A 13,400-nucleotide genomic window follows, 5' to 3' on the forward strand; every position below is an offset into this window, starting at 1 on the left:
GATTCCTTGCGCACGCTGGCAAATCCGGGCCGGACAATACCGCCGCGTGAAGGCGGGAAAACGCGCGCGAGTATTCTTTCCGCGTGTCCCTTCGCAGTTTGATCGCCCGCCTGCCGTATCCGTCCGCCGGCGTCCAGCGCGCGGTCGGGATCGCCGCGGTGGTCGCGCAGGCGGGGATCGGCGTCACCGGTTCCGTGGTGCGGGTGACCGGGTCCGGGCTCGGGTGCCCGACCTGGCCGCAGTGCGTCGCGGGCAGCCTGGTGCCGGTGCAGCATCCCGGCATCGACGCGGTCACCCAGTGGATCGAGTTCTCGAACCGGATGCTGACCGGTCTCGTGATCGTGGTCGCGGCGCTGGCCGTGCTCACCGCGTGGCGGATCCAGGTCGACCATCCGGAGCGCAAGCGGCTCGTGAAGCTCGCCTGGACGATGCCCGGCGGCGTAGTGCTGCAGGCGGTCATCGGCGGGCTCACCGTGCTGGCGAAGCTGGAATGGTGGACGGTCGCGATCCACTTCCTCGCCTCCACGCCGCTCATCTGGCTGGCGATGCTGCTGCTCAAAGCGTTCCGCGAAGGAGACGAACCCGCCCGTCCGCTGGTCCCCAGGCTGGGACGGCAGATGCTGGTGCTGCTGACGGTGCTGATGTGGGCGGTCCTCATCGCGGGCACCACGGTCACCGGCGCGGGCCCGCACGGCGGCGACGTCAACACCCACCGGTTCGACGCCCCGATCGACCAGCTGGCGCGCGTCCACAGCGGGCTGCTGATCGCTTATCTCGTCGTGCTGGGGGTTTTCGGGCTCACGCTGATGCGCGTCGGCGCGCCGAAGAGCGTGTGGCAGCGGTACGCGTGGGTGTGGATTGTCGCGCTGCTGCAGGGGATTCTGGGCACGGTGCAGTACGCGCTGGGCGTGCCGGAGGCGATGGTGTCGTTCCACGTGCTGGGCTCGGCGCTCGTGATCGTCGTGACGGCGGTGCTGTGGACGGGGACTCGCGACCGGGGCCCGGTGACGTCGCTGGAGCCCGCGGCGGAGAAGCGCGAACTCGCCACCGCGAACTGACCGCGCCGCTGGGCAGCGGACAAACCGTTGCCCAGAAACCGCACGAGCGACAGCATCCGCGCCCTGACGCAATCGCCGCATGTCGTTGAAGCGCGACCCAGCCCGCAAGCTGCCAGAGCGAACCCCGCATCCGCCTCCGCCGCGCCGCCGCAAGCTGCCTTCCCGAGCCCACGCGGCGAAGCGGGACCTCGCGGCAGGCATCGGCACGCAACCCCCCGAACCCTCGGCACACCGCGAACTCGCCACCGCGAACTGACGGTCATCCGGCTGTAACTGCGCGTCGGCCCGGCGGACAGGTCGGCCGCTTACCGTCGTCGCCGTCCGGCTTGCCGAAAAAGCCCGAGGTGCCGCCATGCCGACCGCCCCTGCCCGTCCCGGCAAACCCCTGCTCTCCGGCCGGCGCGGGACCGCCGAGATGATCGTGCTCAAGACGTTCCTGCTCGTGCCGTTCGCCGCGCTGATCGCCGCCGTCCCGCTGGTCTGGGGCTGGGGCATCGGCTGGACCGACCTCGTCCTCGCGACCGTCTTCTACGTGCTCGCCACGCTCGGCGTCACCGTCGGGTACCACCGCTACTTCACCCACGGCGCGTTCAAAGCGGGCCGCCCGCTGCGGATCGCGCTCGCGATCGCGGGCAGCATGGCGGTGCAGGGGTCGGTGATTTTCTGGGTCGCGAGCCACCGCCGCCACCACGCGTTCTCCGATCGCGAGGGCGATCCGCATTCGCCGTGGCTGTTCGGCACCTCGCCCGCCGCGCTGCTGCGCGGGTTCTGGCACGCGCACATGGGCTGGATGTTCCAGCGCGAGGTCACCAACGCCGACCGCTTCGCGCCGGATCTCGTCGGCGACCGCGATCTGCGCCTGGTGAACCGGTTCTTCTGGCTGTGGATCACGCTCAGCCTCGGCCTGCCCGCCGTGCTCGGCTGGGCGTTCAGCGGCACCTGGCAGGGCGCGCTGACGGCGTTCTTCTGGGCCGGCCTGGTCCGGATCGCCTTCCTGCACCACGTGACCTGGTCGGTGAACTCGGTGTGCCACCTGATCGGCGACCGCCCGTTCGCGAGCCGCGACCGCGCGGCGAACTTCTGGCCGCTGGCGCTGCTGTCCATGGGCGAGTCGTGGCACAACTCCCACCACGCCGACCCGACCTGCGCCCGGCACGGCGTGCTGCGCGGGCAGGTGGACGTGTCGGCGCGGGTGATCTGGGCGTTCGAACGGTTCGGCTGGGCGAGCGACGTCCGCTGGCCCCGGGCGGAACGGCTCGCCGCCAAGCGCGTCCAGCAGCCCGGTTGACCTATCGAAAAACGATGCTATCGTCTTTCGATAGGTATCGTTTTTCGATAGGGGCCGGGCATGGAACCGTTGAGCACCACGGACAAACGCATCGTCACCGTCGTCGGCGCGGCCTTCGTGGTCGCCTTCGTGCTGGTCAACTACGGCACCGTCCGCAGCGCGCTGCGGGCCTGCGTCGAGGCCGGGCACGGCGCGCCGGTCGGGCCCGCCACCGGCGCGGGGCTGTCCAGCGGAGCCAGCGCGTTCGTGATCCCGGCGACCGCGCGGGTCTGCCCCGGCGACAACGGCCCGACCGGCACCGACGTGGCGCTCTCGATGGGCGCGACCCTGCCGACCGTCGTGTTCAGCGCGGTGGCGTTGCTGCTGCTCTGCCGGTTCCTCTGGGGCGCGGCCCGACCAGGTCTGCACTCCCCCGTCACGCCGGGACGGCTCCGCACACTCGGCTGGTTCGTGCTCGTCGCTGGTCCGGTCGCCGAAGGGCTGCAGCACTACTTCCAGTACGAGCTGGCCGGGAAGCTGCTCGGCGGCGCCGATTTCAACGGCCAGTACCACGCGTGGCTGCAGGAGCTGCAGATGGATTTCCCGTGGTGGTGCGTGTTCGCCGGGGTCTCCGCGCTGGTGGTCGCGAAGCTGCTGCGCATCGAGGTCCGGATGGCGGAAGACCTGGAAGGCACCGTCTGATGCCGCCCGAAGACCCGCACCGCATCGAGATCCGGCTCGACGACCTGCTCGCCGCGCGCGGGATGACCGTCGCCGAGCTGGCCGACCGGGTCGGGATCACCCCGGTCAACGTGTCGGTGCTGAAAAACGGCCGGGCCAAAGCGATCCGGTTCTCGACGCTGTCCAAGATCTGCGAGGTCCTGGACTGCCAGCCGGGCGACCTGATGGTCTTCCGGCGCGACTAGGCCAGCTGCTGCCGCACCGCCGACGCGAACCGCAGCGGCGCGCCCGCGTCCGCGTGCCGGAAGCCCAGCGACGGTTCGGTCAGCTCCAGTTCCAGCACCAGCGGACGGCCGTCGTCGCCGCGGACCAGATCGACCCGCGCGTACAGGAGTTCCGCCCGCAGGATGCCGAGCAGCCCGCACGCGGCGTCCAGCGCGTCCTCCGCCGCCGCCCGCACCTCCGGGGCCGGGACCGCGGCCGCCAGCCGCTCCTCCCGGTACAGCCCGGAAGCGTCTACTTTGGACTCCAGAAGCGCGGATTTCGTGAAGGCGTGCGAATAAACGCCGCCGAAGAACGTCACCGCGATCTCGCCCTGAGTGTCCACGCTGGACTGATACGGCTGCACGAGAGCGGTGCGCCCGTCGTCGTGCAGCGCTTTCAGGTGCTTCTCCGCCTCCGCGCCGGCAGCCGCGAACCGAGCAGCGCCACGGCCGCCCGCGCCCACCGAAGGCTTCACCACGAACGGCTTCTTCGGCCAGCGCGGCTTCTCCCCCGGCGGCACGATCTCCACCGGAACCGTCGGCACGCCCGAGTCCAGCAGCTCGCCGAGATACGTCTTGTCGGTGTTCCAGCGCACGACCGCGGCCGCGTTGCTCAGCCCCGGAACACCTTCGCACCAGCTGAGGAATTCGTCGCGGCGCTCCGGATAGTCCCAGGTCGCACGCAGGACCACGATGTCCGCCGAAGCGAAGTCGGTCTCCGAATCCCAGGCCGCCCAGCGCACGGCGAAGCCGAGGTCGGCGAGCGCGGGCAGCACCGCGGCCTCGTCGCCGTCGCCTTCGGGCAGCGCGGCGCAGCCGGCGAAAATCGCCGAGCGGGTCACCGTCCGGCTCGCGGACCGGCCATCTTGCGGCGGTGCGCGGCACCGATCTTGACCGTCTTCACCGTCTCGCTGTCCCACTCCGCGGCCTCGAGGTCGTCGACCTGCTCGACCAGCGCGGACCCGGTCTCGACCCCGGCGACCAGCACGTCGCCCATCGCCCCGTCCGGGCCCACGAGCACGACCCGCGCCCCGGCGAGCCCGATGTTCTCGACCACGGCGCGCGACGGCTTGCCGTGCTTCGCCACGAAGGCGCGGGCGGACGCCAGCTGGCGCGCGGTCGGGGCGGTCGGCGTGTTTTCGGTCTCCTCAGCCACGTCCGGAGCTTAACCCGAGACCCCCGCCCCCGCGGCCCGACCGTGTTCTCGGCCATAGTGGACGGCGGACGCGCACATCACGAGGAGGAACCATGCCGACCGCAGTGCAGGTGACCCGGACCGGCGGCCCGGAAGTGCTGGAACTGGCCGAAATCGAGCCCGGTCCGCCCGGCGCGGGCGAGCTGCTGGTCGACCTCGCCGCGGCTGGCGTCAACTACATCGACACCTACCAGCGCCAGGGCATCTACCCGATCGACCTGCCGTTCGTCCTCGGGTCCGAGGGCGCCGGGACGGTCGTGGAGACCGGCGAGGGCGTCACCGAATTCGCCCCCGGCGACCGCGTGACCTGGCAGGGCGTGCTCGGCAGCTACGCCCAGCGCGCGGTGGTCCCGGCCAGCGCCACGGTGAAGGTGCCCGAAGGCGTCTCCGACGAGATCGCCGCAGCCACGATGCTGCAGGGCCTGACCGCGCACTACCTGGTGCGTTCGACGTACGAAGTCAAGGCGGGCGACGACATCCTCGTCCACGCGGCGGCCGGTGGCGTCGGTTTGCTGCTGGTGCAGCTGGCGAAGGCACGCGGCGCGCGAGTGCTGGCCACGGTGTCCACTGACGAGAAAGCCGAGCTGGCCCGCGGCGCCGGCGCGGACCACGTGATCCGCTACGACCGCGAGGACTTTGCCGCCGTGACCCGCGAGCTGACCAACGGCGAAGGCGTCGCCGCGGTCTACGACGGCGTCGGCAAGAGCACCGTCGACGGCAGCCTCGCGAGCCTGAAGATCCGCGGCACGCTGGCGCTGTTCGGCGCGGCCAGCGGCCCGGTCCCGCCGATCGACCCGCAGCGGCTCAACTCCGGCGGCTCGCTCTTCCTGACCCGCCCGACGCTCGGCCACTACCTGCGCACCCGCGAGGAACTCGACTGGCGCGCCGGCGAACTGTTCGCCGCAGTGCAAGACGGTTCGCTCAACGTCCGCATCGGCGGCCGCTACCCGCTCGCCGACGCCCGCAAGGCCCACGAGGACCTGCAGGGCCGCCGGACGACCGGGAAGCTGCTGCTGATCCCCTGACTCAGCCGACCGAGAGGGCGTCGGTCACGAACACCAGCGTTTCGTTGGGCGCGATGCCGCGCCCGCCGTCCTTGTAGGCGAGGGCGGGCGGGATGATCATCAGCCGCCGCCCGCCCTGTTTGACGCCGACGAGGCCCTGGTCCCAGCCCTCGATCACCTGCCCGGCGCCGAGGTCGAGGCCGAACGGCTCGCCGCGGTCGAACGAGCTGTCCAGCTTCTTCTTGTTCGACCAGGTCACGACGAGGTAGTTCATCGACAGCTTCGACCCGGCGGCCGCGGCCTTCCCGGTGCCCGCGGACAGGTCCTTGGTGATCAGCTTCTTCGGCGGGGCGCAGCCGTCCGGGATGGTGATCTCCGGTGCCTGGCCGAAGTTCCCGGTGGTCTTGATGTCGTCCGCGGTGCACTCGCGGCTCGGGGCCGCCGGGGCCGCGCTGCTGTCGTCGCCGCAGGCCGTGAGGCCGAACACGGCGACCGCCGCGACCGCGCCGGCGACGGCCGTCCTGCCGAATTTCTGCATGCTTGACTGTATCCGCACGGCGCAGCCGTTCCGTTGCGGGCAGGTTCAGGTCCGTGAGGGGAACCTTCACGGACTCTGATCCCCCATGCCAGGAACTCAAGGCTGCGTCATGGGTGCGGCGTGAGGCGCGTCCGCCCGGGCCAAAGGGGTCGGCGGGTTCGTGCCGGGCCCAGGGCAAGCGGCGAGAGCAGGATCATCGTCTGTGAGGGCCCCCTGAGGGAATCTGAGTCCAATGCCTGGGACTTGAGTCGACGTCACGGGTGCGGCTGAGGCTCGTCTGCCCAGGTCGAAGGCGCCAGCCAGGGCCGACATGGCTCTCGGCGGGTTCCGGCGGGGTGCGGGGTTGGGTTGTCCGTGAGGGGAACCCTCACGGACTCTGATTCCCTCAGGGTTCCCCTCACGGACCTGAAGACAATCCGGGACTAGCCAAGGCCGCCGAGAGCGGGCACCGCCGGACCGGTCCGCACCACGCCGAGCCGCTGGGTCGCCCGGGTCAGCGCCACGTACAGGTCGTTGAGCCCGCGCGCCGACCCCGCCACGATCTCGTCCGGCGACACCAGCACGACCCCGTCGAACTCCAGCCCCTTGGCGCGGTCGACGGTCAGCACGCTCAGCCGGTCGTCCTCCGGCAGCAGCTTGCGCACGTCGTCGAGGCGCCCTCCCGGCACCAGCACCGCGACCGTCCCACCGTCCACAGCGGACAGTTCCGCGGCGATCAGCGCGGGCAGTTCCTCGTCCAGCGAACCGGTTTCCACGCTCCACGGCGGCACCCCGGTCTCCCGCACCGAAACCGGCGCGGCCAGGTCCACGTCGAGTTCCGCGAGCACGCCTGCCGCGACCGCCATGATCTCCGCCGGGGTCCGGTAGTTCACCGTCAGCTGCTCCAGCCGCCAGCGGTCCGCGACGTACGGCGACAGCACCTCGTCCCAGGTCCGCGCTCCCCCGGCGGCCCCGGTCTGCGCGACGTCGCCGACCAGCGTCATCGACCGGTTCGGCGTGCGGCGCATCAGCAGCCGCCAGTCCATCGCGGACAGTTCCTGCGCCTCGTCCACGATCACGTGCCCGAACGTCCACGTCCGGTCCTGCGCCGCCCGCTGCGCCGCGGTCAGCTCGCTGCGCGCCTGCTGCCGTTCGGCGAACAGTTCGGCGTCCAGCACGTCCGACACCCGCAGGATCTCCTCGTCCTGGATTTCCTCGTCCTGCTCAAGGATGTCCAGCACGCCCTCGGCATACGCGCGCTCGACGCGTTCCTGACGCTTCTCCTCGGCCTGCTCCTCGGAGTCGTCGCTGCCGAGCAGCTCGGCCAGTTCGTCGAGCAGCGGCACGTCGGCGGGCGTCCACTTCGCGTCGCGGCCGCTCTCCAGATGCCTCCGGTCCTCTTCGGACAGCAGCTCGCCTGCCGCCCGGTCGAGGTGTTCGCGGTCGGCGAACAGGTCGTCCAGCAGGCCGGACGGGGTGAGTTTCGGCCACAGCGAGTTCAGCGCGGCCGCGATCGCGGGGCTCGCCGCCAGCTCGGCGCGGATGTCCTGGACGTCCTGCGCGTCCAGCAGGTCCTCGCCCAATGCGCGGGCGGCCTGCCGGGTGAGCGCGTCGAGGACGTCGGAGACGAACAGCCGCCGCGCGAGGTTGTGCGGCCGCCGCGACCGGCGCGCCCGGGCGCGAGCCTGCGCGCAGGTCTTCCGGTCGAGCTTGAGGATCTCGCGTTCGTGCTCGATCTCGATCACCGGATCGGGTACACCTTGCCGGTCGCGGACCGCCTTGGCGAGCACCTCGGCCATCACCAGCCGGCCCTTCACCTCGGCCGCTTCCGGCGGCTCGGCGCCGTCCGCGTCCAGGCCCGGCCACAGCTGCCCGATGGTCGCCAGCAGCACGCCGGTCTCGCCGAGCGACGGCAGGACCTGGCCGATGTAGCGCAGGAAGGTCGGGTTCGGGCCGACGACGAGCACGCCGCGCGTGGTCAGCTGCTGGCGATGCGTGTACAGCAGATAGGCCGCGCGGTGCAGCGCGACGGCGGTCTTCCCGGTGCCCGGCGCGCCCTGCACCACCATCACGCCGCCGAGCGGCGCGCGGATGATCCGGTCCTGCTCGGCCTGGATGGTGGCGACGATGTCGGCCATCTCGCCGGTCCGGCGGCGCTCCAGCGCGGCCAGCAGCGCGGCCTCGCCGGCGAGCCCGAGGTCCTGGCCCTGGTCGGCGGCGGTCAGGTCGAGGATCTCGTCGTCGAACCCGGTGACGCGGCGGCTCAGCGACCGCAGGTGCCGGCGGCGGCGCACCCCGTCCGGCGAAGCGGCGGTGGCGAGGTAGAACGGCCGCGCGACCGGGGCGCGCCAGTCGATCAGCAGCGGGCGGTAGTCGTCGTCCTCGTCGAACAGCCCGAGCCTGCCGATGTAGGCGGTGTCCTCGTCGCTGCCGCCGGGCACGAAATCCAGCCGTCCGAAGCACAGCCCCTGCTCGACCGACCCGAGCTGGGCGAGCCGGTCGGTGTGCAGGTTCGTGGCGGCTTCGCGTTCGGTCCGCGCCTGCGGCGTCCCGCCGGTCTGGCGCAGCGTCTCGTCCAGCCGGCGCTGGGTCTGGATGCGTTCGGAGTCGAGCTTCGCGAACAGGGCGTCGGTGTAGGCCTGCTCACGGCGCAGCTCGGCTTCGTAGGCCGGTTCCTCGGGCAAGGAAAGGTCCTGCTTTCAGGTCGGGATCGGGGCCGGAAGAGTGCAACCGGCGAGGATCCCGGGCCATTCCTGCCCGGTCACGGAAAACGGGTCAGAACGGGAGGCCGAGCACCGGCAGGCCGATCGCCGAGTCGACCGCCAGCGCGACGAACACGATCATCAGGTACGTGTTCGACCGGTGGAACAGCGCCATCGGCTTGGTCTCCTCGCCGCGGTGCACGGCGGCCTGCAGCCGGTGCGCGTAGAAGAGGAACCAGCCGCCGGCCAGGATCGCGAAGGTCGCGTACAGCCAGCTGGTGACCGGGAGCAGCAGCAGCGTCCAGGCGACCATCACCCACGAGTAGATGACGATCTGCCGCGCCACGTGCTCGGCGGTCGCGACGACCGGCAGCATCGGCACGCCCGCGCGTTCGTAGTCGTCGCGGTACTTCATGCCCAGCGCCCAGGTGTGCGGCGGGGTCCAGAAGAAGATCACGCCGAACATCACGAACGCCGGCCACTGCACGGTGCCGGTGACCGCGACCCAGCCGATCAGCACCGGCATGCAGCCCGCCGCGCCGCCCCAGACCACGTTCTGCGACGTCCGCCGCTTGAGGCCGAGAGTGTAGACGAAGATGTAGAACAGGATGGTCGCGATCGCGAGGACCGCCGCCAGCAGGTTCACCGTGAAGAACAGGACCGCGAACGACGCGATGCCCAGCACGAGGCCGAAGATCAGCGCGTTGCGCCGCGGCACCGCGTCCTTCACCAGCGGCCGCCGCTTGGTGCGGTTCATGACCTTGTCGATGTCGCTGTCGATCACGCAGTTGAGCGCGTTCGCGCTGCCCGCGGCCATGGTGCCGCCGATCAGCGTCGCGACCACCAGCCACGGGTTCGGCACCTCGCGCCCGGCGAGGAACATCGCGGGGATCGTGGTGACGAGGAGAAGCTCGATCACGCGCGGCTTCGCCAGCGCGGCGTACGCGCCGGCCACCTGGCGGAAGCTTCGCCGGGCCCCGCTCGGCCGTCCGCCGTCCGGGGGTACGGCGCTGGTGTCTTCACTGCGTCCGTGCGCAGCGTTCACCAACGACATTTCTCTCCCTGAGTCAGTCCTGGGCCGGGCGGCCCGGAAGAAAGAGGTGGTGCTCCAGAAGAACTCCCGTGCCTGGCCCGGGATCGATGTTAGACGTGGCGAACCGGCTCAACGCCCGCGGGTCCGGGACACGCCCGGCGATGTCTTCTCCGTCACGTCCGCCGCCGTGCGTCGCGGACGCCCGCAGCGGGTAGCCGGGGACGGACAGGCGGGCAGGATCACTTCACCCGCAGGGTGCTCGCCCGCGCTCGCGCGCACGCGTACGCACTAGGGTGACAGCGTCGGGCCGCTCGCTCCGCCTGCACAGCGCCGCCAGCAGGAATATCGTCCCTTCGGGATCGATTGAGATAACTGAGGGCGCACACCGCAGCACCTGAGCGGCACGCACGGAATACAGCCACCACTTCACCGACGCAGGAGTTCGAGTTCAGTGTCCGAAACCTCTAGCAGCGAGACCAACCCCTTGCTCCGGCGCAACGTGCCGGCCGACTGGACCGAGACCGACACCCGCGCCGTAGACACCGCCCGCGTGCTCGCCGCGGACGCCGTCGAAAACTGCGGCAGCGGGCACCCGGGCACTGCGATGAGCCTGGCGCCGCTGGCGTACACGCTGTTCCAGCGCACCATGCGGCACGACCCGGCGGACCCGGAGTGGCCCGCCCGCGACCGGTTCGTGCTGTCCGCCGGGCACTCCAGCCTGACCCTCTACATCCAGCTGTACCTGGCCGGTTTCGGCCTGGAGCTGGAAGACCTCGAGCAGCTGCGCCGCTGGGGCTCCAAGACCCCGGGCCACCCGGAATACCGGCACACCAAGGGCGTCGAGACCACCACCGGCCCGCTGGGCCAGGGCCTCGCGAACGGCGTCGGCATGGCGATGGCCGCCCGCCGCGAGCGCGGCCTGCTGGACCCGGACGCCCCGGCCGGCGAGAGCATCTTCGACCACCACATCTACGTGATCGCCTCCGACGGCGACATCGAAGAGGGCGTCACCTCCGAGGCCTCGTCCATCGCGGGCCGCCAGGAGCTGGGCAACCTGATCGTCTTCTACGACGACAACAAGATCTCCATCGAGGACGACACCAACATCGCGCTGTCCGAGGACGTCGCGAAGCGCTACGAGGCCTACGGCTGGCACGTGCAGACCGTCGACGGCGGCGAGGACGTCGTCGCGATCGAGGCGGCCATCAAGGCGGCGCAGGCCGAGACCACGCGGCCGTCGTTCATCCAGCTGCGCACGATCATCGGCTACCCGGCCCCGACGAAGATGAACACCGGCAAGGCGCACGGCGCGGCGCTGGGCGCGGAAGAGGTCGCGGGCGTCAAGAAGGCGCTGGGCTTCGACCCGGAGAAGAACTTCGACGTCGACGACGCCGTGCTCGCGCACACCCGCCAGGCGATCGAGCGCGGCGAGAAGCAGCGCGCCGAATGGCAGGAGCGCTTCGAGGCGTGGGCTTCGGCGAACCCGGAGCGCAAGAAGCTGGCCGACCGGCTGTCCACCCGCACGCTGCCCGAGGGCTTCGCGGACAACCTGCCGTCGTGGGAGCCGGACGCCAAGGGCATCGCCACCCGCAAGGCCTCCGGCGAGGTGCTCAACGCGCTGGCCGAGCCGCTGCCCGAGCTGTGGGGCGGTTCCGCGGACCTCGCGGAGAGCAACAACACCACCATGAAGGGCGCCGACTCGTTCGGCCCGGCCGCGGCCGGCACCGACATGTGGAAGACCAACCCGTACGGCCGCACGCTGCACTTCGGCATCCGCGAGCACGCGATGGGCTCGATCCTCAACGGCATCGCGCTGCACGGCGGCACCCGCCCGTACGGCGCGACGTTCCTCACCTTCTCCGACTACATGCGCCCGCCGGTCCGGCTCGCCGCGCTGATGAAGGCCCCGGTCATCTACGTGTGGACGCACGACTCGATCGGCCTCGGCGAGGACGGCCCGACGCACCAGCCGATCGAGCAGGTCGCCGCGCTGCGCGCCATCCCGGGCCTCAACGTCGTCCGCCCGGCGGACGCCAACGAGACCGCGTACGCGTGGAAGGCCGTGCTGGAGGACGTGCACCACCCGTCCGGCTTCGCGCTGACCCGGCAGAACGTGCCGGTGCTGGAGGGCACGAACGCCGAGGGCGTCAAGAAGGGCGGCTACGTGCTGGCCGAGGCGTCCAACGGCACCCCGGAGGTCGTGCTGATCGCGACCGGTTCCGAGGTCCAGCTGGCCGTCGAGGCGCGCAAGACCCTTGAGGCCGACGGCGTCCCCACCAGCGTCGTGTCGATGCCGTGCGTCGAGTGGTTCGACGCGCAGGACCAGGACTACAAGGACGCCGTCCTGCCGCCGTCGGTCAAGGCCCGCGTTTCGGTCGAGGCCGGGATCGCGATGCCGTGGCAGCGCTTCACCGGCGACGCCGGCGAGAACGTTTCGATCGAGCACTACGGCGCCTCGGCCGACGCCGCGACGCTGTTCCGCGAGTTCGGCTTCACCGCCGAAGCCGTGGTCGACGCCGCCCGCCGCTCGATCGCCAACACCAAGAACTGAAAGGAGCGCAATCATGACTGACCGACTCGCACAGCTGTCCGAAGCAGGCGTCTCCATCTGGCTGGACGACCTCTCGCGGGAGCGCCTGGAATCGGGCAACCTCGCCGGGCTCGTCCGCGACAAGCACGTCGTCGGCGTGACCACCAACCCGACGATCTTCGCGAACGCGCTGTCCAAGGGCGACGCCTACGACGCGCAGGTCAACGACCTCGCCGCCCGCGGCGCGGACCTCGACGGCACCGTACGGGAGCTGACCACCACCGACGTGCGCAACGCCGCGGACCTGTTCCGCGACGTGTACAACGCCACGAACGGCGTCGACGGCCGCGTGTCCATCGAGGTGGACCCGCGCCTGGCGAAGGACACCGAGAAGACGGTGGCCGAGGCCAAGGACCTGTGGAAGACCGTCGACCGGCCGAACGTGATGATCAAGATCCCGGCGACCGAAGAGGGTCTGCCCGCGATCACCGCGGTGCTCGCCGAGGGCATCAGCGTCAACGTCACGCTGATCTTCTCCGTCGAGCGCTACGAGGCGGTCATCAAGGCCTTCTTCGCCGGTCTGGAGCAGGCGAAGGCCAACGGCCACGACCTCAAGGGCATCCACTCGGTCGCGTCGTTCTTCGTGTCCCGTGTGGACAGTGAGGTCGACAAGCGGCTGAACGCGCTCGGCACCGACGAGGCCAAGGCGCTGCTGGGCGAGGCGGCCATCGCCAACGCGCGGCTCGCGTACGCGGCCTTCGAGAAGCTGTTCGCCACGGACCAGTGGAAGGCACTCGCCGAGGCGGGCGCGAACGCGCAGCGTCCGCTGTGGGCCTCCACCGGCGTGAAGGACCCGGCCTACTCCGACACCCGCTACGTCGACCAGCTCGTGGTCAAGGACGTCGTGAACACGATGCCCGAGAAGACCATGGACTCGGTCGCCGACCACGCGGAGATCACCGGCGACACGGTTTCCGGAAAGGGCGAGCAGGCGCAGGCGATCTTCGACAAGCTGGCAGCGGCCGGCATCGACGTGCCGGACGTGTTCGTGACGCTGGAGACCGAAGGCGTCGAGAAGTTCGAGAAGTCCTGGCAGGAACTGCTGGACACGGTGACCGGGCAGCTGAACAAAGCGAGGGGCTGAACCAGA

Annotated in this window: 12 protein-coding genes; 7 read left to right on the forward strand and 5 right to left on the reverse strand. The window is 70.8% G+C overall.

Annotated elements, in window-relative coordinates:
- The first annotated feature begins 83 nt into the window (after nt 1-83).
- The 4 genes from ACFSVL_RS30795 to ACFSVL_RS30810 all read left to right on the forward strand — a co-directional run bounded on the left by ACFSVL_RS30795 (nt 84) and on the right by ACFSVL_RS30810 (nt 3,251).
- Nucleotides 84-1,058, forward strand: coding sequence for a COX15/CtaA family protein (locus tag ACFSVL_RS30795; RefSeq protein ID WP_378309067.1), 975 nt, complete (start codon nt 84-86; stop codon nt 1,056-1,058).
- 352 nt (nt 1,059-1,410) lie between these two features.
- Nucleotides 1,411-2,346, forward strand: coding sequence for an acyl-CoA desaturase (locus tag ACFSVL_RS30800; protein WP_378309068.1), 936 nt, complete (start codon nt 1,411-1,413; stop codon nt 2,344-2,346).
- Between the two features lie 60 nt (nt 2,347-2,406).
- A complete protein-coding gene (locus tag ACFSVL_RS30805; protein WP_378309069.1) occupies nt 2,407-3,027 on the forward strand; it encodes a hypothetical protein in 621 nt (206 codons plus the stop codon).
- On the forward strand, nt 3,027-3,251 hold the full coding sequence (locus ACFSVL_RS30810) for a helix-turn-helix domain-containing protein (RefSeq protein WP_378309070.1): 225 nt from the start codon (nt 3,027-3,029) through the stop codon (nt 3,249-3,251). The genes ACFSVL_RS30805 and ACFSVL_RS30810 overlap by 1 nt, the downstream gene beginning before the upstream one ends.
- On the opposite strand, the gene ACFSVL_RS30815 is transcribed toward ACFSVL_RS30810, so the two are convergent.
- Both ACFSVL_RS30815 and ACFSVL_RS30820 read right to left on the reverse strand, forming a co-directional pair.
- Entirely contained in the window at nt 3,248-4,111 is an 864-nt protein-coding gene (locus tag ACFSVL_RS30815; protein WP_378309071.1) for a hypothetical protein, read from the reverse strand. The genes ACFSVL_RS30810 and ACFSVL_RS30815 overlap by 4 nt on opposite strands.
- The gene (locus ACFSVL_RS30820) at nt 4,108-4,425 is read right to left on the reverse strand and encodes a hypothetical protein (protein ID WP_378309072.1); all 318 of its coding nucleotides are present in this window, start codon (nt 4,423-4,425) and stop codon (nt 4,108-4,110) included. Before ACFSVL_RS30820 ends, ACFSVL_RS30815 begins: the two co-directional genes overlap by 4 nt.
- Nucleotides 4,426-4,517: 92 nt before the next feature.
- On the opposite strand from ACFSVL_RS30820, the gene ACFSVL_RS30825 reads away from it, so the two are divergent.
- On the forward strand, nt 4,518-5,489 hold the full coding sequence (locus ACFSVL_RS30825) for a quinone oxidoreductase family protein (RefSeq protein ID WP_378309073.1): 972 nt from the start codon (nt 4,518-4,520) through the stop codon (nt 5,487-5,489).
- 1 nt (nt 5,490) lies between these two features.
- Here the strand turns inward: ACFSVL_RS30825 and ACFSVL_RS30830 are convergent, their stop codons facing one another.
- From ACFSVL_RS30830 to ACFSVL_RS30840, 3 genes are all read right to left on the reverse strand, one after another.
- Nucleotides 5,491-6,006, reverse strand: coding sequence for an FKBP-type peptidyl-prolyl cis-trans isomerase (locus ACFSVL_RS30830; RefSeq protein WP_378309074.1), 516 nt, complete (start codon nt 6,004-6,006; stop codon nt 5,491-5,493).
- A 422-nt stretch (nt 6,007-6,428) separates the two neighbouring features.
- Nucleotides 6,429-8,669, reverse strand: coding sequence for a HelD family protein (locus ACFSVL_RS30835; protein ID WP_378309075.1), 2,241 nt, complete (start codon nt 8,667-8,669; stop codon nt 6,429-6,431).
- Between the two features lie 91 nt (nt 8,670-8,760).
- Nucleotides 8,761-9,741: a heme o synthase gene (locus ACFSVL_RS30840; RefSeq protein WP_378309076.1), complete on the reverse strand. Its 981-nt coding sequence runs from the start codon at nt 9,739-9,741 to the stop codon at nt 8,761-8,763.
- A 430-nt stretch (nt 9,742-10,171) separates the two neighbouring features.
- Here ACFSVL_RS30840 and tkt point away from each other — a divergent pair, with 430 nt between their 5' ends.
- Nucleotides 10,172-12,271: a transketolase gene (tkt, locus tag ACFSVL_RS30845; RefSeq protein ID WP_378309077.1), complete on the forward strand. Its 2,100-nt coding sequence runs from the start codon at nt 10,172-10,174 to the stop codon at nt 12,269-12,271.
- 10 nt (nt 12,272-12,281) lie between these two features.
- Nucleotides 12,282-13,394 (forward strand): transaldolase, encoded by a 1,113-nt coding sequence (tal, locus tag ACFSVL_RS30850; RefSeq protein WP_378309236.1) that lies wholly within the window; start codon nt 12,282-12,284, stop codon nt 13,392-13,394.
- Nucleotides 13,395-13,400 lie beyond the last annotated feature (6 nt).

It is taken from the genome of Amycolatopsis silviterrae (assembly GCF_042684085.1).
Taxonomy (GTDB): Bacteria; Actinomycetota; Actinomycetes; order Mycobacteriales; family Pseudonocardiaceae; genus Amycolatopsis; species Amycolatopsis silviterrae.